The sequence below is a fragment of the Oleiphilus sp. HI0125 genome (genome assembly GCF_001635355.1).
Window position 1 is genome coordinate 1 of the sequence record NZ_LWGF01000791.1, and the last position, 24,839, is coordinate 24,839.

At 44.0% G+C, this 24,839-nt stretch carries 22 protein-coding genes and 1 pseudogene; 7 read left to right on the forward strand and 16 right to left on the reverse strand.

What is annotated here, in order from left to right; all coding sequences use genetic code 11:
* Nucleotides 1-114: 114 nt before the first annotated feature.
* The 5 genes and pseudogenes from A3762_RS28370 to A3762_RS12360 all read right to left on the reverse strand — a co-directional run bounded on the left by A3762_RS28370 (nt 115) and on the right by A3762_RS12360 (nt 4,217).
* Entirely contained in the window at nt 115-285 is a 171-nt protein-coding gene (locus A3762_RS28370) for a hypothetical protein (protein WP_231878803.1), read from the reverse strand.
* Between the two features lie 719 nt (nt 286-1,004).
* Nucleotides 1,005-1,216, reverse strand: a pseudogene (locus A3762_RS12345) (integrase core domain-containing protein); the annotation flags it as partial.
* Between the two features lie 40 nt (nt 1,217-1,256).
* Nucleotides 1,257-2,036: a 2OG-Fe(II) oxygenase gene (locus tag A3762_RS12350; protein ID WP_068475954.1), complete on the reverse strand. Its 780-nt coding sequence runs from the start codon at nt 2,034-2,036 to the stop codon at nt 1,257-1,259.
* Nucleotides 2,037-2,076: 40 nt separating this feature from the next.
* A complete protein-coding gene (locus A3762_RS12355; protein WP_068475953.1) occupies nt 2,077-3,414 on the reverse strand; it encodes an aldehyde dehydrogenase in 1,338 nt (445 codons plus the stop codon).
* Between the two features lie 5 nt (nt 3,415-3,419).
* Complete coding sequence (locus tag A3762_RS12360) at nt 3,420-4,217, reverse strand: CmcJ/NvfI family oxidoreductase (RefSeq protein ID WP_068475952.1); 798 nt, start codon at nt 4,215-4,217, stop codon at nt 3,420-3,422.
* An 88-nt stretch (nt 4,218-4,305) separates the two neighbouring features.
* Here A3762_RS12360 and A3762_RS12365 point away from each other — a divergent pair, with 88 nt between their 5' ends.
* From A3762_RS12365 to A3762_RS12380, 4 genes are all read left to right on the forward strand, one after another.
* Nucleotides 4,306-5,199: a LysR family transcriptional regulator gene (locus tag A3762_RS12365; RefSeq protein WP_068502261.1), complete on the forward strand. Its 894-nt coding sequence runs from the start codon at nt 4,306-4,308 to the stop codon at nt 5,197-5,199.
* Between the two features lie 103 nt (nt 5,200-5,302).
* Entirely contained in the window at nt 5,303-5,839 is a 537-nt protein-coding gene (locus A3762_RS12370) for a redoxin domain-containing protein (RefSeq protein WP_068475950.1), read from the forward strand.
* 101 nt (nt 5,840-5,940) lie between these two features.
* On the forward strand, nt 5,941-7,131 hold the full coding sequence (locus tag A3762_RS12375) for a low temperature requirement protein A (RefSeq protein ID WP_068475949.1): 1,191 nt from the start codon (nt 5,941-5,943) through the stop codon (nt 7,129-7,131).
* Nucleotides 7,124-8,080 (forward strand): ion transporter, encoded by a 957-nt coding sequence (locus A3762_RS12380; RefSeq protein ID WP_068475948.1) that lies wholly within the window; start codon nt 7,124-7,126, stop codon nt 8,078-8,080. Before A3762_RS12375 ends, A3762_RS12380 begins: the two co-directional genes overlap by 8 nt.
* Before the next feature lie 67 nt (nt 8,081-8,147).
* Here A3762_RS12380 and A3762_RS12385 read toward each other — a convergent pair whose 3' ends face one another.
* From A3762_RS12385 to A3762_RS12400, 4 genes are all read right to left on the reverse strand, one after another.
* Nucleotides 8,148-8,705: a carboxymuconolactone decarboxylase family protein gene (locus tag A3762_RS12385; protein ID WP_068475947.1), complete on the reverse strand. Its 558-nt coding sequence runs from the start codon at nt 8,703-8,705 to the stop codon at nt 8,148-8,150.
* Between the two features lie 31 nt (nt 8,706-8,736).
* Nucleotides 8,737-9,381, reverse strand: coding sequence for a DsbA family oxidoreductase (locus A3762_RS12390; protein ID WP_068475946.1), 645 nt, complete (start codon nt 9,379-9,381; stop codon nt 8,737-8,739).
* Nucleotides 9,371-9,580: a hypothetical protein gene (locus tag A3762_RS26490; protein WP_156493432.1), complete on the reverse strand. Its 210-nt coding sequence runs from the start codon at nt 9,578-9,580 to the stop codon at nt 9,371-9,373. Before A3762_RS26490 ends, A3762_RS12390 begins: the two co-directional genes overlap by 11 nt.
* A 198-nt stretch (nt 9,581-9,778) precedes the next feature.
* Nucleotides 9,779-10,363: an NAD(P)H-dependent oxidoreductase gene (locus A3762_RS12400; RefSeq protein ID WP_068475945.1), complete on the reverse strand. Its 585-nt coding sequence runs from the start codon at nt 10,361-10,363 to the stop codon at nt 9,779-9,781.
* Between the two features lie 137 nt (nt 10,364-10,500).
* On the opposite strand from A3762_RS12400, the gene A3762_RS12405 reads away from it, so the two are divergent.
* The gene (locus A3762_RS12405; protein WP_068475944.1) at nt 10,501-10,857 is read left to right on the forward strand and encodes a helix-turn-helix domain-containing protein; all 357 of its coding nucleotides are present in this window, start codon (nt 10,501-10,503) and stop codon (nt 10,855-10,857) included.
* A gap of 664 nt (nt 10,858-11,521) precedes the next feature.
* Here A3762_RS12405 and A3762_RS12410 read toward each other — a convergent pair.
* The 3 genes from A3762_RS12410 to A3762_RS12420 all read right to left on the reverse strand — a co-directional run bounded on the left by A3762_RS12410 (nt 11,522) and on the right by A3762_RS12420 (nt 14,168).
* Nucleotides 11,522-11,821, reverse strand: a complete 300-nt coding sequence (locus tag A3762_RS12410; RefSeq protein WP_068479329.1) for a hypothetical protein — start codon at nt 11,819-11,821, stop codon at nt 11,522-11,524.
* A gap of 126 nt (nt 11,822-11,947) precedes the next feature.
* The gene (locus tag A3762_RS12415) at nt 11,948-13,162 is read right to left on the reverse strand and encodes an argininosuccinate synthase (protein WP_068479331.1); all 1,215 of its coding nucleotides are present in this window, start codon (nt 13,160-13,162) and stop codon (nt 11,948-11,950) included.
* A 97-nt stretch (nt 13,163-13,259) separates the two neighbouring features.
* On the reverse strand, nt 13,260-14,168 hold the full coding sequence (locus A3762_RS12420; protein WP_068482024.1) for an OmpA family protein: 909 nt from the start codon (nt 14,166-14,168) through the stop codon (nt 13,260-13,262).
* A gap of 143 nt (nt 14,169-14,311) precedes the next feature.
* Between A3762_RS12420 and rnt the strand changes: the two genes are divergently transcribed.
* Nucleotides 14,312-14,974 (forward strand): ribonuclease T, encoded by a 663-nt coding sequence (gene rnt / locus A3762_RS12425; RefSeq protein WP_068482021.1) that lies wholly within the window; start codon nt 14,312-14,314, stop codon nt 14,972-14,974.
* Nucleotides 14,975-15,039: 65 nt separating this feature from the next.
* Here the strand turns inward: rnt and A3762_RS12430 are convergent, their stop codons facing one another.
* Nucleotides 15,040-15,642, reverse strand: a complete 603-nt coding sequence (locus A3762_RS12430; RefSeq protein WP_068479869.1) for a peroxiredoxin — start codon at nt 15,640-15,642, stop codon at nt 15,040-15,042.
* A gap of 184 nt (nt 15,643-15,826) precedes the next feature.
* On the reverse strand, nt 15,827-17,815 hold the full coding sequence (locus A3762_RS12435; protein ID WP_068755874.1) for an SDR family oxidoreductase: 1,989 nt from the start codon (nt 17,813-17,815) through the stop codon (nt 15,827-15,829).
* A gap of 267 nt (nt 17,816-18,082) precedes the next feature.
* On the opposite strand from A3762_RS12435, the gene A3762_RS12440 reads away from it, so the two are divergent.
* Complete coding sequence (locus A3762_RS12440; protein WP_068755819.1) at nt 18,083-20,938, forward strand: insulinase family protein; 2,856 nt, start codon at nt 18,083-18,085, stop codon at nt 20,936-20,938.
* A gap of 6 nt (nt 20,939-20,944) precedes the next feature.
* On the opposite strand, the gene acs is transcribed toward A3762_RS12440, so the two are convergent.
* Together acs and A3762_RS12450 are read right to left on the reverse strand one after the other, a co-directional pair.
* On the reverse strand, nt 20,945-22,897 hold the full coding sequence (gene acs / locus A3762_RS12445; protein WP_068755821.1) for an acetate--CoA ligase: 1,953 nt from the start codon (nt 22,895-22,897) through the stop codon (nt 20,945-20,947).
* A gap of 119 nt (nt 22,898-23,016) precedes the next feature.
* Entirely contained in the window at nt 23,017-24,585 is a 1,569-nt protein-coding gene (locus A3762_RS12450; protein ID WP_068755823.1) for a P-loop NTPase, read from the reverse strand.
* Between the last annotated feature and the right edge of the window lie 254 nt (nt 24,586-24,839).

Consider the following 24,839-nt stretch of genomic DNA (forward strand, 5'->3'; position numbering starts at 1 on the left):
TTTCTGCTAGGAATGAAAAGCGGTCGTTATGAAAGCTAAGACTCGTGAGATGACTGAAATCCGTTAAGTGTCGGATAAGTTAAAAATGAATTCCTTTTTTCTAACATCCATAAATTAAATGGATTTATAGGCTCCAATTGGAAAAAGACTTATCCAGCGGTCATCGACCTTTGCTAGGTTATAGTCTGGCACGATTTCATCAAAACCTTGCCCGAGCTCTATTGCAATAGCTCTAGCATACTTAGTTAGGTAAGCCTTTTCATCAGAATTGAATCTCTTCGACACTTTTAAACCCGATAATGCTTTTCTGAGAGATTTGGTGGCTTCAGCGTTTTTTCCAAGCCTCATACAAACATGCGATTGCAAAAGCGACCAATGTACTCGAGTCGAAACTTCTAGATCATCTAATCTGATTAAAAAGTCATAACTCTTCGAATAAATACCTTCCGATGCGAAGTAAACCGCTTTGCCCCATAAGTATCCAGTTCTTAGTCTTATAAAAAATCGCATAATTGGAAATGTCCAAATTCTTTAAATGCTTGGGTCACATTCGGAATTAGCACTAGATATCTAGAGAACTCTCTAGTGAATTCAGTTTCGTGTAGAGATTTGAATTAAAGCTAAATTTTACTTCCTAAAAACAACGAATTCTAATGTCTGCTTTTTTGTAGAAGTACGCCTTAAGGCTTGACCAAAATACGGCATCCCAACGGCTGCTATTGTCTACAAGTAAACCTCACAAATAGACAATACCGGACCTTAAGTTCGGACATCAGAATCGAATTCTGAGTATTCACTTTGTTCGAAAAGCAGACATTTATTTATAAAAGTTATCGTTCAAATAGGCTCGAAAGTAAATAGATAAATACTCGGTCAACATGGACTAATTGCCGTTATTCCAACTTGAGCTGATAAAATCCGATTTTACGAATAGTAGCTGTCAAGTCAGACTCAATTTAAGAATTTTTCCTTTAGATCCATTTACCATCAAGTAAAGTTTTCATTCACGCTCTCCCACAACACTTTTTACCTTGATGAATTCGTCTTTGTTGTAAACTAGCCATTCACCCAGATCATGCTGCAATTCCTCAATCGAACCATAGAATATACGTCTCCAAGTAGGTTGATTGAGCTTCAACAAGATCGTTTTATGGAACCTTTCACATATCCCGTTCGTTTTTGGATGGCAGATTTTAGTTTTGGTGTGCTCAATGTCAGCACCAATAAGTACGAAAGTTTTTCGCACAAGCAGCGCGCTATACGGTGAACAGTAAATCGGTCCGAATAATATATTTGGTTCCTTTAGAGATGGGCTGAGAACTGTGTAAACAATGCAAAGGATGATGCCCGTGTGGAAAACAAAGGACACCACCAATAGGTGTGCGGATATCAACTTCCTTAACCGATGCATTTCCTCGTGCTGGCTGCGTTGAATCTTCTAAGTTCACCAAAAACCTTGTTGCGCCACCTTCAAAGTCTTCGTTAAGTAAGATGAGAAATGTCATCTGACTATATCGATCTGGATAAGCGTTATGAATAAGCTCTTCATTGACCACTCGTGAGTCAGGCCACGCTCCATCGATATGATTCTTAAAAAAGTCGCCCTCGCTATAGCGGTAAAAGCGAAATCGTGCATTAATCCCAACAGCCTCTTGGTTATCAAACATCTCTGGATTATTGTTGGTTAAGTGCTTCACGCGTTCCCAGATAAGCTGATCGGTAGCCTCATCAGTCACCCAAGTAAGATTATCGTTATGTCTGATTTCTCTAGGTAGAGACACCGCCGCATCTTTTAAATAGCCTAGCGTCTCGGTAATCTCGATAAATCGCTTACACTCTTTCTCAGTAAAAACATTCAGCAGCTGAAACGCGCCTGGAACCTCTGGTATGTCTTTACGCTTCACCTTGTAAATCTCAAATAAGGTATCCAAATTAATTGGATTTGATTTACGGTTAGCCCAAGTTGGTAATGAAGGGTTTTCTGCACCCGCTTCACGCGCCACCACGTAAAAGTCACTATTCATTTCTGTACTCATTCGCAATTCTCCGAACTTCAGTCTTTACCAATCTGATTTTTTAGTAGCTCATTACTCGAACTTGAGTAAACTGACGATTCCCAGCTTTTGAGCCGTGAAAACCGAAGCCACTTTGTTTCGCACCCACCCACGGTGAGTCTCCCATTCCACCGACACCTTGGTTAACGGATACCATGCCTGCCTCAAGCCTCTCTGCGACCTCTCTGGCATTTGCACCGCCAAACACGACGGCTCCTAATCCATATACCGAGTCGTTTGCTCGCTTAACCGCTTCATCAATTGAATCAAACTCTGCAATGGCGACTACTGGACCAAAGGTTTCTTCATTCTCCAGGCGCATTTCTTTACTAAGGTTTGAGACAACTGTTGCTTTGATATAAGGCGCTTTCTGTCGAGCATATCCAAGCAAAAACCTAGCGCCGTTCGCCTCAGCATCAATTAACTGATCTACAATTTTTTGATGTTGATGAGGGGTTGCAATGGGGCCAATATTTACACCAGGCTGATTCCACGGACCTGTTTGATATTGACTGGCAACCGCAACAACCTCATGTTCAAATGCTTTAGCAATACTTGCATCAACATAAACCCGCTCCGTAGAGGTGCACATCTGCCCAGCATTTTCGAATGAGCTTGCGACAGCGAACCTAGCAGCAGCTTTAAGATCAGCATTGCGCATAACAATCATTGGATCATTACCACCAAGCTCCATTACAAGCCTTTTCAGATCTAGCGCAGCACCAGCCATTATGTTTCGACCAGCCTCGAGCGACCCGGTAAAAGCGACCATATTTATCTCCGCTTTAACGAGTGCTCTACCCACTTCACCAGCACCATGAACAATTTGTACTAGGTTCTCAGGCAAGCTTTCCTGGAGCGCTTTAACAAACAAGTCCGCTACCAAAGGGGTATGTTCAGAAGGTTTGAGTATCACACTATTACCGGCAACCAATGAGGGGATAATCAAGTTATTAGCCATCGCCAGCGGGTAATTCCAAGGAGAAATTACTGCAACCACTCCTAATGGTTGGTATTGAATCTGGCTTCTTCCTCCTAATGATTCCGGTCTAAATGCATCCAGTGCACTATTGATAAAATATTCCGCGTTATGAAGCACGCCTCTTACCTCAAATCCTGCACGACGAGCATCTTTTCCCATTTCCAAACTAATGAGTTGTGATAACTGCTCCAAATAAGGACTTAACTTTGCATAAGCGCCTGTAACTGCCTCAGCTCTCTCCTTTAAAGTTTTACCTGCCCAACTTCTTTGAGCGGCTCTACTAAGTGATACCTTTTCATGTAGCTCGGTATTCGATGTAATACTGACGTGTCCTATAACCTCTTGGTTAAGGGGGTTACGAGATTCCAATAACGACATGCTTACTAATCCTCAAAGAAGGCGATTGTTCGTAATTCAATGCTGTTGCGTGCGTTTCTATATTCCTTTTGTACTACCTCGTCGGCCGCGGAGTGAGGAACACCATTTAGATCTGACGGCATTTGACTATCAAACACCTTAAGCAGAAGTGCTTCTCCTGGCTCCATATCTGAAAAATAAATCCATTGATGCTTCGGGTTATAAGAAATCGCCGCCAGCTCACCCGTTCTATCCGGGTAGACTAGTTTCAATGGGTGATAGTCTTCTCGACCAACAGTGCGCATATCCACCATAGCGAGCGGAGATTCTTCAACTTTGTGATGAACGGGAATCCACAAATTAATGAATTTGTAGCGCTTGGACCTTAACCCAAGATCTAACTTGGTTTCTTCTAAGCGTCGATAATCAGCAGATTTTGACGTGTAATCGTTATGGACTGTCTTTACCGGTGCACGATTATGAACGCTTAGATCATTTCTATTCATAGAGCGGTAAGTATGATCGAACACTTTTACAACGTTGGCGCCATGTCTTGATCGCAACCACTCTGCAACCTTTGGATATAAGACACTTTGTATAGCCTCATCATTCTCATAGTCAGAGAATCCAAGCTCAAGATTCGTTAACTCGAAACCGTTTTTGTCTAATGAGTAAGTTTCGTTTTCCAGACGCCCATCTTTTACGCTTACCACCCTGCGATCGATAGAATCAATTAACTGTTCACTACCGGGTCCAAGGTGTGTTTGATCATATACGTGATCAATTCCAGGTGTCGCATAGTTCACTCGGTATTCAGCATGCATGGTTTGAACCTCAAACAAGAAATAGATGATGCGAGTTTAAGGATCTACAGATACAATTAGAAACAAGACCTTCCGATGAGTGATACAAGTGAAACCTTTAAACAGAATCGATATCCGACAACTGCAAGTATTAAGAGCTCTGTTACAAGAAAGAAATTTGTCTCGCGTGGCTGACCAGCTGGGAGTCACGCAACAAGCCGTGAGTGATCAACTCCGTAAGTTACGCGATACGCTAGATGATCGTTTATTTGTGCGAACCAGTAACGGCGTGATCCCCACGCCATTTGCAGAATCACTCCAGTTAAAAGTGGAACACATTATTGAGTCAATTGAAGCGTTATTAGAACCTGAAACTTTCGAGCCTAAAACTGTTACACGAACTTTCACTTTGAGTTCAACGGACCTTGAACAGAAAGTGATATTGCCTCAGCTATTAAGAATAATTCGCCTAGAGGCGCCAGGTGTAAAGCTATCAGTCAGGAAACTTGAGATCGATCAGATCACCAATGCCTTATTAACCGGAGAAGTAGACTTAGTCATTAGCAACCCTTCCTTCGTACCATCAAACCTACCAACGCTTAATTTGTATCCTGAAAGCTACACCTGCGTGGCTTCAAAGAATAATGCGATGGTAAGTAAGAAAATGGCTATTTCTGACATTGCAAAAATCCCCCAGCTAGTTGTCTCGCCTTCACGCGGTGACTTTGTAGGTGCAGCAAATGATTGGTTTGAACAACAGGGGCATCCGCGAAACGTTGTATTGTCTGTACCTACGTTTACCGCCGCAAAAGCCTGTATAGCTGAGAGTGATTTGTGCGGCTTTATTCCATCTCGACTACTACCTGATAACGACCTAAAAGTAATTGAGCTTGATAGGACAATTCCAGGGTTTGATGTCATTGCGGCCTGGCACCAGCGTAGTAATCAAGACCAGCTACATAAATGGATTCGCAATAAGTTAGTTAGTGTCTGCTCCCGATAAAATTGGTCATTGCGTGCTAGGTCACCAAAAAGTAACTAATTGTTTTTCTGTCGAAGCCACCAATAATAGTTTTCACTAGTCATCATTATTGGAGGCCAAATTCATGAGCACATACAAGTTTGAAGCTGGAGCAACTTTTCCATCGATCACCAAATCAACTCTCGAAGGCACAACACGGGACCTAAGCAAACCTTTAGAAGGAAAAGACTGGCAAATGCTTGTCGTGTACAGAGGTAGACACTGCCCATTGTGTACACGTTTCCTCAATCAATTGACGGTATATAAGCCACGCTTAGAAGCAATAAATATCGATCTGGTCGCTGTATCAGGTGATAGCAAAGCGCAGTTAAAGGAGCACACGAGTAGGCTGGATGTAGATTTCCCGATGTTCTACGGCTTATCTTTAGAAGAAATGAAATCTCTGGGGCTTTACATCTCACATCCCCGCTCAGATCAGGAAACGGATCACCCGTTTGCTGAACCGGGGCTCTATGTCATTAATGAACATGGAACGCTTCAAGTAGTGGACATATCGAATAATCCTTTTGTACGTCCTGATTTAGATAATCTTATTTCGGGCCTAGAGTGGATTCGTAGCAATAACTATCCGATTCGCGGAACCTTTTCTTACGATAACTAACACCTTATTGCCACACACAAAGACTTAGAAAACAACATGTGGCTGCCTGATTTGCGTCATCCTAGGCCCCTACATGTTGCGTATTAGAGAGCAATTTTCCTATGGCATTACAAGATCACCCAATGTGGCGAAAGCCCCAACACCATCATGATTTAGATCATGCTCATGACCACGTACATTGGGTAGAGCTGTTCTATGACTTGATTCATGTGGTCACAATCTTTCTTCTCGGAAATTACTTATCACACCATTTGAACATAGATGGCTTCTTGGTGTTTTGTGGAATCTTCATTGCATTGTGGTATGCCTGGGGTGAGCTCAGTATTTTCAACTCTATTTATGTCAGCACGGATATTTGGCATCGTATCATTATGTCAGTAATGATCTGTACATTGATGTTTATGGCCGCAGCGATACCCGCAATTGAAGGGAAAGGATGGGCTTTCTTTGCACTGGGATTTGCCGCGAATCGAGCAATGCTCGCCATGCTATATGTAAGAGCTCGGCGAAACAATTCAGAAACACACTCGATGTGCAATGAGCAGATCCGAAACTTATCAAGTTTCGCCATTATATTTGCCATTACGGCATTTCTGCCAAAACCCTATGCTTTCTGGGCCTTTGCGGCGGCTCTGGTTGCCACGCAAACGCTTTACATGATTCCGAAAGTCTCTGTACTACGCCATGAACGTTTTGCTCCTCGACTCGGTCATATGGCGGAACGCTTCTCTCTACTCACACTTATCATTCTCGGCGAAGGCTTTTTTAAGTTAGTTATTACACTTTCCGAAAAAGGTATCTATAAAGTTTCCTCCGACGTGCTTGTCAATTTCGTTATTGGCGGAATATCCATGTTCATCATGTGCTGGATCTATTTTGATTTTGTCGGCAACGGAAAGACCAAGGACGATAAGCTTTCGACATTAGTCAAATGGTGGCTTGCGCATTTAACACTCATGATTTGCGGGGTAATGGTTGGCGTAGCACTCGCTGCCGAAGTAAAAGTTGGTTTCTGGGAACCCTACCCAACCAAATATGCGGCTATTGGGTGCTTCGGGCTAGCGGGATATATTGCCATGTTGTGGGTACTAAAGAACATCATCGAGCATCGTGTCGCATCAGACCATGGTCGTTGGGATGTCCGATTATTTGGAATTATTGTTGCTGTAGGATGTTTCTTTATTGTCCCTCACGTACCCTCAATTGTCGCCAACCTGATATGGGGGACTGCATTACTATCACAAATAGTTATTCCCGTAACGCGCGCGTGGATGACTTTCCGCCATGAGTGATATTTTAGTATCTAAAAATAAACTTCGGGCAAAGATCTATTGGTGGTTGGAACGGCCTGATAGAGAGGCTTGGGGGCCCAAACTTCTGGAAGTTGCCCTCGTTGTGCTGATCATACTCAATGTCGGCGCCGTTATTTTGGAAACGGTTGATTCCATCTACCAAAGCTGGGAAGGAGCCTTTAATGTATTTGAAGGCATTTCCTTATGCATCTTTATTTTAGAGTACCTGTTGCGCTTATGGATCGTACCTGAAAATCAAGATTCACCTTCTCGTATATCATGGATGCGATCGCCGATTGCGATTATTGACTTGCTTGCTATCTTACCTGCGTTGCTCTATCTGTTCATTCCAATCGATCTACGCATTCTACGTACCTTCCGTATGCTTCGTCTTTTGAAGCTCACACGTTACTCACCTGCTCTGGGAATGTTGCTCGCAGTATTTGAAGAAGAGGCGGGAGCTTTCTTTGCTGGATTTTTCATTCTCATGCTTATGCTTATCTTTGCTGCAAGTGGTGCATGGTTAGCAGAACACACTGTACAACCCAATGCGTTTGGTTCAATACCCCAAGCCATGTGGTGGGCCGTGGCCACACTTACTACAGTGGGTTATGGCGATGTCACTCCAATCACGGTTGCAGGCAAAATCTTCGGAGCACTTATCACCGTGATTGGTATCGGCATGGCAGCCTTACCCGCAGGCATTATCGCAAGCGGCTTGAATGAGCAAATTCATCGCCGCCGTTCCAGCCTCCAAAGAGAGTTTAGAAAAGCACTGGAAGATGGCATAATCTGTCAACAGGAAGAGGAAGACATTGAGGCATTGAGAAAGCAACTAGGACTTTCGCGCAGAACAGCTGATCATATTCGTGAAGCTGTTCATAGCGAAAAGGAAACCAAAATTGGCGCTACATGCCAACATTGCGGCAAACCATTCAAGGCACCTTAGATGTTATTAATCAATAAAGGAGTAGTTCATAGGAAGTCTGAATTCCCCTTTATTGATTATATATATCTTATCGCTGTGAAGGATGTATCCAAGCATATTTCTTAAACGCATCATCTGGCTCAGTGTGTGCCAATGCGTTGGTAAAATTGGAGATCAACTTTGCCGATAAACCAGTTAATACTTCCAATGCCTGGCGCTTTGTATAACCCGCTTCAATAAAGTCTTGTAGCTTTTCATCTCCAATGTGACCACGCTTATCTAGTAGTGCTTTAGCATAGTCGTGCAAAGCTTGAAGCTTAGCGTCAGGTATCTCAGTACCCTCACGTAATGCTTCGATAACTTCCTCAGGCATTTTCGCGGAATGCATCATCCAGGTATGGCCCGGCACGCAGTAGTGGCAGTTATTTTCGAAGTTCGCAGTCATAAAAACTACCTGCTGCTCAATCGGCGACAGGGTTGTGTTTTTCATGAATAGGTTAAATACAGTATTGTAAGCCTCATAAGTAGCAGGTGCTTCTGCCAATATCTTGTGCAAATTAGGTATCATGCCAAAACCTTTCAACGAAGCTTCCATTAACGATTTCGACTCTTCTGGCGCAGTATTGGTTTCATAGTATGTAAACATAAAAATTCCTCTGTTCTATGTAGTTCTGTCTTTAGGATGCTGTAGTTAAAGCTTCGCGGTAGGTTTCGGTTTCTTGAGCACCTTGTAGAACTTCTTCACCGTTAATAATCACTACCGGCACTCCGTGAAAACCTCCAGACAGCCACTTTCTCTCAATCTCGACCAACTCAGTTTGAAAAGTAGGATTATCTAAGACGTCTTCGGCTTCGCTTTTATCTAGGCCTAAACTAGCGACTATTTGCAGCAAAACCTCCTTACTTGAGATATCTTTGTGGTCCGAAAAATAGGCTCTGAAAAATGATTCGGCTAATTGAGTTTGCTTGCTTTTCTCTTCTGCCCACCTCAACAGCAAATGCGCCTTGCGAGTGTTAAACATGCGCATATCATCGAAGTAGTTGAATTGAAAGCCCACCTCTTGGCCCAAAGCCGTCAAACGCTTACGTGCCTCAATACTTCCGTTAATCGTCGTTCCATATTTAGCTACAAGATGCTCTCTGAGATTCTCACCTTCTTCCGCAATAGAGGGATTCAGTTCGAATGGATGCCACCGTATGGAGACTTGGTCTTCGATACCCAGGTCTTTGATTGCGGCCTGAATTCTGTAATACCCTATAACACACCAAGGACATACAGCATCAGATAAGATATCGATCATAATCTGTTTGCTATTGCTCATGGCGGCTTACCTTTGATTCAACGATAATTGCGACTACTTCAGTATCACCCGTATTGCTAACTCGATGTGCCCATGCTTCGTGCCACATCACGTGCCCATCAGGAACATTTGCGACAAAGGACTCTCCGTTTTCTTCGGTAATTGTCAGCTGGCCACCTTTGTGAAAGTAAACCGTCTCGTTGTGATGACGATGAGGCATATCAGACTCTCCTGGCTGTAGCACCCTTTTAAGCACAAGTACGTGTTCGTTTTCCAACAGCACATGGTAGTACTCGGGTGAAGAGACGTGCGCTAAAGGAACCTACTGAGCACCCGAAACTGAGACGGACGAAAATAGAACCAATCCCAGAATGGCCTTTTTATTTCGCGTATTCATAAGGAATTACTCCCGATTGGATTAAAAATTCTCTTCAATGTGCGTAGAGAAACGCTTGAAGTCACTCTCAGCTTCCGCATTTTTCATCACATCGAAACTCGCAAAAGTGGGAAGCGCTTTCATACCAAAGAAGCGGAAGTTCATATGCATCGGGAAAAACAAGTCATCGACGCTTTTGCCTTGGAATAGATATTCATTTTCGTCATCAAATGACTCTTTTGGTGCGTTAAAGGTCAGAGACAACATATAATTTTTACCCGTGAGCGTACCGCCCGCACCATAGTTTTTCTTGGGAGCATCCTCATGACGACCGTCACCGTTGCATAATTGTCCTCCCATGCCTGCGGTATAGACTTCATCCATATATTTCTTAAAGGTCCAAGGTACGCCCATCCAGTTCACGGGTGATTGAAGAATTATCGTGTCAGCCCATTGATGGTTTTCAAGCTCAGTTTCAACATTCCACTCTTCATCGATGTTTACAATTCGTGCTTCATGCCCTTTTGCTTTTAATAGTTCATCTGCCATTTGGACCAGAGCGCCATTTAATCGACCTTCTGAGAATGGATATTTATGGTGTGCATTGATAATCAAGATATTACTCATGGCTTCTTTCCTCGCTGTGTATGGACTGTTGGATAAGTAATAGTGGTTAATTAATCACTTTAGGTATATTATTTTTACCTACCTCCCCATATCAATTAGTATACTTTTAGTAACCTACTTAAAATGAGTAAAGAAACATGAAAAGCCGCGTAGAAACAGATAGTTATGGTCGAAAAAAAGTTTATGATGCGTGTGTCGAGCCTTGTGCGATAGAAAAAGGCATGCGCTTCATTGGCGGGAAATGGACCGGATCAATTGTCTATCACCTCAAAGATGGGCCGGTACGATTTAATGACCTAACTCGAATGTTAGGCGGTGCAAGTAAGAAAATGATTGATCAAAGGCTTAAGGAATTAGAGGCTCGGGACATGGTCGTTCGAACGGTGATTAGTGATCGCCCCATAGCCGTAACTTATGAACTGACCGAGTTTGGTCGCTCAGCACTGGATATTTTGGATCAGCTTCGAATCTGGTCGGAGTCAAATCAGTTGTAATGGTGTGAGGTGGTCGCGACGACGCCCGCTCTCACCGGTAAAATGACCTCCAGATTCAACCGAATGTTACCGACTCAATCTTTCTCCGTTTTGTTTAATAAGTGAATGTCTGCCAATCGCTCAACCAAGAACCAGTATCTGTCGATATACAGCTAAACCAAAGTCAAAATGTTTGCTTTCTCAGGAAAGTGAATGCCCGTAAACCAAGATTTCTTTCCTGACTTAACGTCCGCTAACCTCTCGAAGCGGGCATTGTGTTCAGAGAGCCGCCAAGGTCTGCTCTTGTCTAATTCCGTGCACTGCACTTTAAACAATCGATTGCCGCCTGCGCGGCAATGACGGATTGGAACGAAACTTAAATCCCGTTGAGCACGCAAGCGATTAAGGTGAATTGCCCGCAGAGCAAGAGAAGATGCCCTGAGTTACCGGGTCGCCTTTAGATGAAGGTGAATTGAGAAGCAAGAGAGGCTGGCATGTGCCATCTTAAGACCTTTGGCGAAACAAAGGTCTTAAGGCGCTGTGGGTTGCCACCGACAGGAAAAAAGAATTAGCCTGACTTTATCCCAGAAAAACTTTAGTGCACGCTTCTGTGTACGGAATGACGGTGCAGAGACAGACCGTTTCTGCCCAACTCCAAACACCCAGAATTAACTCAGAGCCTCCCTTAAGCCGTTTGCCACCAGCCTAATTCTGAATGTTCGTTTTCTGGCTGATCCCATCCACCGCGAACTAATTCGCCCAGGATTAAATCTGGATCTATTTGTTTCACGAATTGAGCAACCTTAAGCGCATCGTCTCGGTTAATGTCGACAGCATCATCGTCCTCAGCATTTACATACGCAGATACCGAAGAGACTTTTCTTACGCCCGCCTCTGATGCAATAGCAATCTCAAAACAAACATCGCTACCTTGTATCACATAGCCATGCTCTCTCTCTTGCGTGATAATTTTGTATTCGCTCATATTTTGTTTAATTTCCTAACTCATCTTGATCAGCTAATGAAAAAAGCCCAGTTCCTTTCGGGACTGGGCTCTTTATTTTCAAAGTCTGTCTTAGCTTCTAACTTTCAAGACAGACATTTAGATCACTTACGACAAATCACGACCTTTGCCTGCGGCGATACGCAAACGAAGCGCATTTAGCTTGATAAAGCCATCTGCATCTTTCTGATCGTATGCACCAGCATCATCTTCAAATGTCGCGATGCTTTCGTCGAACAAGGTATCTTCTGACTTACGACCAACAACGATGACGTTGCCTTTGTAAAGTTTCAAACGCACAACACCGTTCACGTAAGTTTGTGTCTCGTCGATCAATGCTTGAAGCGCTTTACGCTCTGGTGACCACCAGTATCCGTTGTATACAAGCTCTGCATACTTAGGCATCACACTGTCTTTAAGGTGCGCAGCTTCTTTGTCTAGCGTGATTGATTCGATCGCACGGTGTGCTTTAAGCATGATGGTGCCACCAGGTGTCTCATAACAACCACGTGACTTCATACCAACATAACGGTTTTCTACGATGTCTAAACGACCAATGCCGTTTGCGCCACCCACTTCATTCAAGTGCGCTAGCACTTCTGCAGGAGTCATCGCTTTCCCGTCAACCTCAGTAATATCACCCTTCTCGTAAGTTAGGTCGATATAGGTTGCTTTATCGGGTGCATTTTCAGGAGATACAGACCAACGCCACATATCTTCTTCTGCTTCTGCCCAAGGATCTTCAAGAATGTCACCTTCGTATGAGATGTGAAGGAGGTTCGCATCCATTGAGTATGGTGATTTACCTTTCTTCGTTTCGATCTCAATACCGTGTTTTTCACAGTAAGCAAGAAGGCTTTCACGGGAGTTAAGATCCCATTCACGCCAAGGCGCAATCACTTGCACACCAGGCTTAAGTGCATATGCACCTAATTCAAAACGAATTTGGTCGTTGCCTTTACCGGTCGCACCGTGAGAGATCGCGTCTGCACCTGTTTCATTCGCAATTTCAATGAGCCGTTTTGCGATAAGGGGCCGAGCAATAGAAGTGCCTAGAAGGTATTCACCTTCATAGATGGTGTTCGCGCGGAACATTGGGTATACGAAATCACGTACAAACTCTTCACGGACATCTTCGATGTAGATTTCTTTAACACCTAGCGCTTCAGCTTTTGCGCGCGCTGGCTCGACTTCTTCACCTTGTCCCAAGTCTGCAGTATAAGTGACTACTTCGCAGTTATATTCTTCTTGTAACCATTTTACGATTACAGAAGTATCTAGGCCGCCAGAATACGCTAACACGACCTTATTTATACTCGACATAAAGGCTCCCAAAACCTGTTATAGATTTTGCTTATATTAAAAAAGGGGTGCGTATTCTACAGAAAGGAGTGATGGAAAAACAACCAAAAACAACAACTTAATTCAGCTCACCCTCAGGATTTTCTTTTGAAGGCAAAGAAAGCTGCTCTCCGCGCACTAAACGAACGGTACTTCGGCGGTTTTTCGCTTTATTTTTTGAGTTTTTATTACCTGCGACGGGATAGCGTTCGCCATGATAGCGAGTCTGTATCATCTCTGAATTGATGCCGCTTTTTGTCAGATAAGCTGTCACCGCTTCGGCACGCATTTTCGATAATCGACGATTATAAATCCTACGCCCCGTTGAATCGGTGTGGCCATCCACATAGACCGCAGTGACGTTGCTGTCGGCGCGAACATAAAGAACCACCATATCTAAACGCGCTTTATCTTCTTTCAGAAGAATCGCTTTGTCTGATTCAAAGTGCACACGAGTTCTCTCGACTTGTCGGAAGTTAACCGGCAGCAAAGATGATATGCAGTCTAAATAAGCTTCATAAACATTGGCAAAGCCGATACTACTTAGGGATAAACGCACTGAGGCATCGCTATACCACGACTGACGCGTGAACGTAGGCATCATTCCTTCTAACAGACCTTTCATTAGATCGTGTGAACGACGACTTTCTACTTTTAAAGGCTTATCGCCTTGCACAACGTCAACATAGCCTAAGTCGCGAATCGCCTGCCCCGGCCTCCAGTCTGAAGCTTCTACGACCAAAGCAGCCTTGCCTGGCTTCATTGGATTGGAATTGGTTTGCGAATAGAAATACAGATCTTCACCGGCCTCATGATAGAAAATACCTTGGCCATAACGGGGAATATCATGAATCACGCTGCATTCAAAAATACTGGTGGAGATATACCAAGCACTGCGCTCCATAGGAGCAAGGTAACGCAATTCTTGTTCGGCGTAAGTTGCCGAGGAAAGCATTAAACCTAAGAGTATTGATAAATATTTAAACATCTAATTCATCTGTTATTGGGCGCGTTTACGCCGTAATAGGCAATTCTTTGCCGTGGAGATCCCAAATCTCAAATAAGCTCTGTTATACTCGTTTGCGCGAGTGACAGTAGTAAGGGCAAAGCGTGTCAGGATCTAATTCCACAATGCAAGAACATAATAACGATCAAGATAGCAATTCTCATTCCATTTCAGCGAGATTCCGCGGGTTCTTACCAGTTGTTGTCGACGTCGAAACAGCCGGCTTTAACTCTCAAACTGATGCTCTACTTGAAATAGCCGCTGTGATACTAGACATGAACAGTGACGGACAACTGTACTGCAAGGAGACCGTTCATTGTAATGTTGAGCCTTTTAAAGGCGCCAACCTTGAAAAGTCTGCGCTCGAATTCACAGGCATTGATCCCTACTCACCATACAGAAACGCACAACCTGAAAAGCTCGCACTCGACAAAATTTTTACACCAATACGTCGTGCTGTAAAAAATACCGGGTGTACGCGTGCTATTTTAGTTGGCCATAATTCGTCGTTTGATCACAATTTTGTATTTGCTGCTGCAGAACGCACAGGTATCAAACGCAACCCGTTCCACCCTTTCTCAAGCTTCGATACCAACACTCTTTCGGCCTTGGCCTTTGGGCAAACAGTTCTAGCTAAAGCATGCTCTGCCGCCGGAATCGCGTTTGATGGACACGAAGCACACTCTGCAAAATACGACACAGAGAAAACAGCTGAGCTGTTTTGTACCATCATCAATAAATGGTCAAAACTTGGCGGTTGGCCACTTGATCAAAAGATCGGTATTTAAGAGTCTTCGACGCACAAAAAAGCCGAGCAATGCTCGGCTTTTTTATTCCCATATTTAAACAGGAATTACAAAGTGTCTGAGTTCTCAGAAAGGTAAGCTGCAACGCCATCAGGAGAAGCATCCATACCTTTGTCACCTTTGTTCCAACCAGCTGGGCAAACTTCACCGTGCTCTTCGTGGAACTGAAGAGCGTCAACCAAACGGATTAGCTCGTCCATGTTACGACCTAGTGGTAGATCGTTAACGATCTGCGAGCGAACCAAACCTTCTTTGTCAATCAAGAAAGCACCACGGAAAGCAACGCCGCCTTCTGACTCAACGTCGTATGCTTTACAGATGTCGTGCGCCATATCTGCAGCTAATGTGTAACCTACTTGGCCGATACCACCATCATTAACTGGAGTATTACGCCATGCGTTGTGCGTAAAGTGAGAGTCGATAGAAACACCGATCACTTCAACGCCACGCTCTTTGAAGTCAGCCATACGGTGATCAAGAGCGATCAACTCTGATGGACAAACAAACGTGAAGTCTAGCGGGTAGAAGAAAACAAGACCGTACTTGCCTTTGATAGCTTCAGATAGGGTGAACTCGTCTACGATAGAACCGTCGCCAAGAACTGCTGGAACAGTAAAGTCAGGGGCTTGCTTGCCTACTAATACGCTCATTTATTATCTCCAAATGTTGATTGCGTTTTTGATATTTGTCAGAGACGCTTTACGCCTCAAGCGATGTACAAAGTCAACTTATGGTACAACGACTAGGCTGGTTGTCCAATAAGAGATAGCGCTTATTTTTCAGAAACGAAAAAGCCCCTACCAAGGCAGGGGCTTTTTTCTTATACGCTGGATGCTACCAATGAATTCCTCGCATGATCGCAGCAAAGGCCATTTGCTCCGTCGAGACTTTTGGCTTATCAGCTTTCTGGTCTTTACCTTGCGCCGCTGCAGAATCTGGGAACATTTTGTAACCCGTATTCATAATAATCTCACCCGCTTTTGGTACGAGAGCATGTAAGACTTGTGCAAAAATACCTAGTCGCGTCGCGATACGCTTCGGACGATGAACGATTGCTTTCGCAATTAAATCTGCTGCATCTTCTGGCGTTAGCGTTGGCACCGAGTCGTAGATCTTAGTTGGACCGATCATTGGCGTTTTTACCAACGGCATGTTGATGGTCGTAAAACTCACATTACTATCTGAGAATTCTGCCGCAGCACATCGCGAGAACGCATCCAATGCTGCCTTCGAGGCTACATACGAAGAGAAACGCGGAGCATTTGTCAAAACACCGATAGATGAGATATTTACAATATGACCTCGTCCCTGCTCAAGCATCTTCGGAGCGAAACCAAGTATCAAGCGAAGCGAGCCGAAGTAATTAAGCTGCATCGTTCTCTCGAAATCGTGGAAACGATCAAACGAAAGGTTTATAGAACGACGAATCGAGCGACCGGCATTATTGATTAAGAAATCAACCGCGCCGTGATCCTTCTCAACTTCAGCAACAAAACGATCACAGTCTTCCATATTCGAAAAATCACATTGGTACGCGTAAACAGTACCGCCGTTTTGCTCAAGCTCGTATTTAACTTCTTCAAGCTTGTCGAGTGTACGCGCTGCGATACAGGTAATCGCACCTGCTTCCGCTAAGACTTTTGCCGTTGCTAAACCAATGCCTGAAGTCGCACCGGTAATGACACATACCTTACCCTCAACCGTGCCACGTAAAGTGCGATCTTTATATAAGTCAGGATCAAGATTACGCTCCCAGAAATCCCAAATCGGTGCGGAATAAGACTTAAGATCTGGACATTCGATACCAGAGTCACGGAGCACTCGCTCTGTTTCACGCGAATCAAATTTGGTTGGATAGTTGATGAACTCCATCGCTGACTCTGGAACACCAAAGTCGTTTAAGAACGCCGAGGTTAAACGTTTAACTGGCGGCAAGTTCTTAACGCCGTTACGAAGCATTGAAGGGATAAAGTTGAACATTTGCGCATCAATACGCATCGCCATCGTTGGCGCATGACCTGCCTTCGCAAAGATGTTCAAAACTTCACCCAACTTATATGGATCAGGATCTGTTAGATGGAAACACCCGCCATCTTCACCTTCAACATGCGAAATGTACTCTAAAGCATCAACGACAAAATCAACCGGCACGATATTCATTCTGCCGCCTTCAACACCAATCGTTGGCATCCACTGAGGTATTGCACGACGAACTTTTTGAAGCATTTTAAAGAAGTAGTAAGGGCCGTCGATCTTATCAATCTCACCCGTCTTAGAATGACCAACAACCATACCTGGGCGGTATACACGCCATGGCACTTTGCACTCTTCACGCACAATTGCTTCTGAATCATGTTTAGTGCGCAAGTAAGGGTTATTAAGCTTTTGCGCTTCTTTAAACATATCTTCACGGAACACACCGCGATACAAACCGGCTGCCGCGATAGAGCTTACGTGATGGAAGCACCCTGCTTTCATTGCTTTTGCAGCAGCAATCGCGTTACGCGTGCCATCAATATTCACTGTTTGCTGCACTTCTTCAGAAGCATATAAATCATAGATCGCTGCAAGATGATAGAAATGGTCAACCTTACCTTTAAGCTCATCCATATCTGCTTTGGCAATACCAAGATTTTTCTTGGTCAGTGTGCCTTTCACAGCAACAACCTGCTTTGATGTTGCACCAATACGCTCAAGCAATGCATCGTATTTATGCATGCTCGACTCTTGCATTAAGAGGTATATGGTCTCGCCACGTGCTAATAACTTTTCTACAAGAAAGCGTCCAATAAAGCCGGTTCCACCGGTAATGAAATAACTCATCGTTTTATCCTTAGGCAGTGATCTCAACACGTATGCTGAGCTAATTCTTAGATTTATTAAAATTTGAGGAACAAAAATGCGCTCAATGATTCCTAATGCAATCAATATAAGTCACGTCCTCATAGAGCAACAACTCCAATTTTTTATAATTCAAATTTTGTTAAACGCACGATCAAACTATAGTAATCACAACCGGATCACTTTTCCGATAACAAGCAGTTGCTAAGCTACGCTCGGCTTTATTCCAGTTTCAAGGAGACCCACTCGGTGATATACCGTACGCTTCTCGCCTTTGGCACACTATTTTTACTCGCGCTCAGCGCAACTTCATCAGCAATTGAACTTAACTTCGATATTGAAAAGAGTCCTAACGACAAACGTGAATATGCATCGTTCACTCTCGAGAACAAACTCGACGTTCTAATCATTTCTGACAAAGAAGCGGACAAAGGCGCTGCTTCTCTCGATATTAAAGTGGGAAGTTCACACGACCCAATCGAATTTCCAGGATTGGCGCATTTTCTTGAGCACATGCTCTTTCTCGGGACCCATAAATATCCAGAGCCTGACGCATATCAAAAGTTTATTAGCGAGCATGGGGGCGGTCATAATGCCTACACATCACTTGAACACACTAATTACTTCTTTGATGTGTCCGCCGAATACCTAGAGCCAGCACTCGATCGTTTCTCTCAACAATTCACTGCACCATTGTTTAACGCAGATTATGTGCAACGAGAAGTCAATGCAGTGCACTCAGAATACAGTTCAAAAATCCAAGATGACGGTCGTCGCTACTTAGAAAGTTTCAAAGCCATATTAAATCCCGATCATCCCTACAAAAAATTTGCAGTTGGTAACTTAGAAACCTTAGTTGATCAGCCTGACATTACTCTGCGTGAAGCGCTCTTAGAGTTTTACGACATGCAGTACACAGCAAATCGAATGAAGCTCACTGTACTTGGCAAAGAAGACCTTGAAACACTATCCAGCTGGGTGGAAGAGAAATTCTCAAGCATCGCGAACAAAAATTTACCTGAACATAAAACCACGACACCATTTTTTAGCGGTGGTTTTTTACCAGCAAAAATTCAAGTCAAAAGTATCAAAGACACACGAAGTATTTCATTAAGCTTCCCTGTTCCGACGTCTCGTCCTTACATCAATACGCAACCTCTTGGATATATTGCCAACCTTATAGGGCATGAAGGAAAAGGCAGCCTGCTTTCCTCTCTTAAAAAGAAGCAGCTTGTTGATACGCTATCTGCTGGCCCTCAGTTCGACACAGATAATCAAGGGATGTTTATCATCTCTATGAGCCTTACCGAGACAGGCCTAAAGCAACAAGATGAAGTCATCAATGCCGTATTTGCCTACATCAACCTGCTAAAACAAAACGACCTCAATGAAATGTATTTCACTGAACAAAAACAACTATCAGAAATTGCATTCAAGTTCCAAGAAAAAGTCCCAGCGCTGTCCTACGTCAGAAGCTTGTCCTCAGCACTGCATGAGTTCTCGGCACAGGATATTCTCAGCGCGCCCTACAAGCTAAACAAGTTTGATAAGGAATTAATTAGCGATTACCTACACCTGCTTACACCCGACAATCTTTTAGTTAGCGTAAAAGCAAAAGATCTAGAAACCGATCAAGAAACACAATGGTTTAAGGCTCCCTACTCGGTTAAAAGCCTATCTGTGAGCTTGGTAAATCAACTTAAAAAGGCGGAAGCTAGCAAAGACTTAGCCTTGCCTGAGCCAAACAACTTCATTCCGAGCAACACCGAGCTCAGCAAAGCAGAAAACAACCCTATTCCTGTGTTGCTCTCGGCGCCTAAAGGTATGGAATTATGGCACGCGACTGACACAGAATTCGGAACACCAAAATCAACATTCTTTGTCAGCATTCGCTCTCCTCATGCCGTCGATACTGTCGAACACTTGGTTATGACGCAGTTACTCGTTTCGATGCTAACCGATAACCTCGTTGAATTTTCTTACCCCGCTTATCTTGCTGGCTTGAGCTACGACCTATACAAGCACCTTAGAGGTGTTACGCTCAAAATAGCGGGATACAACGATAAGCAAGATGTACTTCTTGAAACGATCTTGAAGAAAATCAAACACAGCGAACTAAGAGATGAGCGCTTTGAAAACATCAAAGAGCGACTGAAAAGATCTCTTGAAAACGAAAAAGAAAGAAAGCCATTCCAGCAAGCCATCACAGCGATTCAAGATGACATACTTAGCCCGTCTTGGAACTCAGAAGAAAAGCTTGTGGCACTTGAAAAGATCTCTATCGAGCAGCTGCGAGAATTTAAAAATCTGTTTTTCTCGACCGTAGATACCGCAGTACTTAGCAACGGCAATGTCGAACAAGATAAAACCGAAAAGATGGCAAAACTTGTTGAAAAACATATTCTCGAGCCCGCTAAGATTCAGAGTGTGGAGCGCGCAAGTGTTCTTAATTTAGAAGGTGAAGAAGACTGGGCTAAAGCGCTAGATATTGACCACCCAGATTCGAGCATGGTGTTTTACATGCAAGGCGAAACTAAAAGTTATTCTGAACGCGCATTGTATTCACTAATGAGCCAGGCAATCGGCAATGACTATTATGCTCAGCTTAGAACCGAGAAACAGCTTGGCTATATCGTGTTCGCAACACCCTACCCATTGCTCGAAGTTCCGGGAATAGCGTTCATTGTTCAATCGCCAAGTGCCAGTACAGACCAGTTATTTAATGAAACACGAACATTTCTGGACGCTCAAGTTGACCGTATTAATTCGCTTTCAGAAGAAGAATTCGCTCGTTATAAAAAAGCAGTGATCTCCCGCTTAGAAGAAAAAGAGACCAATATTGGACAGCGAAGCAATCGATACTGGAGCGAGATAGACAAGAAAGTTGCCAAGTTTGATAGCAAAGAACAAATGATCAATGCGATCGAAGCAATCACTATCGCCAACTTTAGATCTTTCTACACAGAGCGTGTAAAGAAAAAAGGTTCAAACTTGATTATGGTAAGCAAGCATCAAACGTCACAAGATGATGCCATCACCCAATTTCAGAAATTACTAAATAAAAAAGAGAGCGCATGGCTCTCTCTTTCAAACTTCGATAAGTAGTATGGTCTAACGATTCAGGCGTTCGTCGATCAAGACATCGACAACGCTTGGGTCTGCCAACGTAGACGTATCACCAAGACTGTCATACTCATTCGCTGCAATTTTTCTCAGAATACGACGCATAATTTTACCTGAACGCGTTTTAGGAAGACCTCCTGAGATCTGGATCAAATCTGGTGTTGCGACAGGGCCGATCTCTTTACGCACCCAATCTTTGAGCTCACTCACAAGTGCAGTACGATCAGACAAATCAGCATCTGCCATCATCGAAACATAGACGTAGATGCCCTGCCCCTTGATGTCATGCGGAAAACCAACAACCGCCGCTTCAGCAACAGCGCTATGAGCAACAAGCGCGCTCTCTATCTCGGCTGTTCCCATGCGGTGTCCAGAGACATTCAATACATCATCGACTCGACCAGTAATCCAGTAGTACCCATCTGCATCACGTCTAGCTCCATCACCCGTAAAATACATTCCTTCATACGTCGAAAAATAGGTTTGAATAAAGCGCTCATGATCACCGTAGACGGTGCGCATTTGACCAGGCCAACTATCCATTAAGACTAAATTCCCTTCACATTCGCCTTCTAGAATATTGCCTTCGTTATCGACAATCGCAGGTTTCACACCAAACAATGGACGCGTTGCTGAGCCTGGCTTCAAAGTCGTCGCTCCCGGAATAGCGGAGATCAATACGCCGCCGGTTTCCGTTTGCCACCACGTATCAACAATAGGACAACGTTTTTCTCCGACTACTTCGTAGTACCATTCCCAAGCTTCTGGATTAATTGGCTCGCCCACCGAGCCTAAAAGACGAATGCTATCTCGGTTGTAGGATTGAACTTTATCATCACCAGCAGCCATCAACGCACGAATTGCGGTCGGCGCGGTATAAAATACGTTCACCTGATGTTTTTCAACAACCTGCCAGAACCTAGAAGCATCAGGATAATTTGGCACGCCTTCAAACAACACTGTTGTCGCACCATTACACAATGGACCGTACAAAATATAGCTATGCCCAGTAATCCATCCGAAATCCGCGGTACACCAGAAAACTTCGCCCTCGCGATAATCAAATACTTTCTCATGCGTAAAGGATGCGTAAGTAAGATAACCACCAGTAGTATGCAAAACGCCCTTAGGCTTGCCAGTTGAACCAGAGGTATACAGCATAAACAAGGGATCTTCAGCGCTCATCGGTTCAGCGTCACAATAAGCACCCTGACGCTCCATCAACTCATGCATCCATACATCACGACCTTCAACAAATGACACATCGCCACCGGTACGCTGAAGCATAACGACATTCTTCACATGCCCGATATTCCCTACTTCAAAAGCCTCATCCACGTTATTCTTTAATGGAATAGACTTCCCGCCACGAATACCCTCATCAGCCGTAATCAACCATTTAGACTGACCATCTTCAATTCTGGCTGCGAGAGCTTCCGGGGAAAACCCCCCAAAAACAACGGAATGCACGGCACCGATGCGCGCACAGGCCAGCATAGCGATGCCTGTTTCTGGAACCATCGGCATATATAAGGTGACGATATCCCCTTTCTCTACACCTAATTCTTTCAGGCCGTTCGCAAGACGACATACTCTCTCATGCAGCTGTTTGTATGAGATATGTTCAGATTGGGAAGGATCATCACCTTCATAGATAATCGCAGTTTGATCGCCCTTATCAGCCAAGTGACGGTCTAAACAATTGTAGGACGCGTTCAAGATACCGTCTTCAAACCAACGAATATGCAAATCTTTCGATGCATAAGATACGTCTTTGACTTTGGTAAACGGCTTAAACCAATCGATTCTTTTGGCTTGCTCTGCCCAGAAACTCTCTGGGTCATCAATAGATGCCTTATATAGCTCTAAATATTGGTCTTTGTTAAGCGTTGAAAATTCTTCAAGTTCAGGAGAAACAGGATAAATATGTTGCTCTGTCATGGCGCTTCCTCTTATTTTTGTTAGGCAGCTGGGCAACATTTATAAGAACTTAGCACGGACTAAGTCGCAGCTTTTGCTACAAATGATGCCTAGATAATTTCAGCATCAAAAAGCTACGCTCAGTCCTGAGGCGAGTCAACCAATGAGGCGTATTTTATAGACTCGAGTAACGTTTCAAGAGGGACGGTATTAGATGAGCTACGAATTTGCTCAGCCAACTTACTCTGAGAACCAAAACCTTTCTCATCGTAAACACTCTGCTCGGAAGGTTCATCAACACGAATTTCCTCACGATCCAAAGCCTCTACTGAACTGGCTGATGGCGCTGGCATGCCGGTTGGCTTCGCCAATTCAAGACGCTCATATTCTGCGAGCAACAAAAGACGATGCTCTTCATTGATAGAGCTAGGCGTTAACGTGCTTAACAAGCCATGCAATAGATCGATTGCAGAATCACCTAACCGATCTCCGTAGGCATAAATACAACTAGAAATAAGTGTCGTGACTTGCTCAGGCGTTGTATTTGGATCGGTAAAGAAACGGTTCATGCGAATACGCAGATCAACCCACGCATTTTCAGACTGATCAGAGAGTAATTCCTGACTGTCAGGCTCAGCGGCTTCTGCAGCGATTGTCTGTTTTTGTTTTTTGATCTGTTCTTGAACTTGGCTCAATGACTCTTTGTAGGAGCCAGAATTCAAATCCACAACCATGGCAGGCTTGTCTTCTCGGACACGCATACCATCAGGACGAGAAACGTCAGGACTAGAAACAGGAGGCTCTGGATGCGCAGTATACGTATTGGTTTGTGCAGCTTCTTCGACTTTCTTTCTAGCAAGCTCTTGAGAACGATCTACAAGCTTTTTCCAATAACTACTAAATGCGAGTTTCGGTACTTTGGGGGCGTTAAATAAGTCATCAACGCGTTCCGCCAAGCGATAAAAACCGCGTGCTGATGGGTCTTCTTTCTGGAAGAGCGCGACAGGACGCTGCAACGCGACCGCACTACGCATGCTTTCGTCCATCCACAAAGCCCCTAGCTGCTCTGTACGTAAACCCAAATACTTCTTAACCGCAGCCTCGAAACGTCGATACACTTTTTCAGCTTGTCGCGCATTCGTTGCCATATTTACGATGACTTCGACTTTGCGACGGTATCCACGACGACGCAACACTTTGAGCAAAGAGAACGCGTCCGTTAACGAAGTAGGCTCTGGAGTAATAACGACTGCTGCAACCTGCGATGCTGCAACAAAATGCAGCACTGTGGGAGAAATACCCGCTGCCGTATCAACCAGCAGATAATCGTAATTAGGTTCTAGGGTGCTAATTGAATCAACAAGACGAGATTGCTGTTGCAGATCTAGCTCAACACATTGAGCGAAGCCTGAGGCACCAGGAATGATATGAATACCCTCGGGACCTTCAAGAACAATATCTTGAATCTCTTTTTCGCCGGTAAACAAATGCTCAAGCGTATAAGCAGGATGGAGACCCAACATCACGTTGATATTGGCTAGCCCAGTGTCTGCGTCAAACAAGCATACTTTCGAGCCATTCTTCGCGAGCGCGATGGCTAAATTTACAGAAACGCTTGTTTTACCAACACCTCCTTTACCGCCGGTAATCGCGAGAACACGAGGCATTGGTTTTTGAGACTTTGACTTATTCAAGTTAATGACGTTCATCGGGCTCGCTTTTCGTTGTTTCAAGCTCAAACGCGAACTAGGCAATATGGCCTATCGGTTGTGCTTTTATCGTTGTATTTCAGTAATTCTAAAGGGTTTGCGGAATCATAAAAAGGATTGACAAGCCACAAAACGCGCGAGCTTTGCTCACAATACGACCAGAAAATTCAAGCATCACATAAAAAAGAACGCGCAAACTTTTAATTTTTAAAGAATATTGTCTAAGCTTAAAAAAAAGCTATAAATCCTATTTT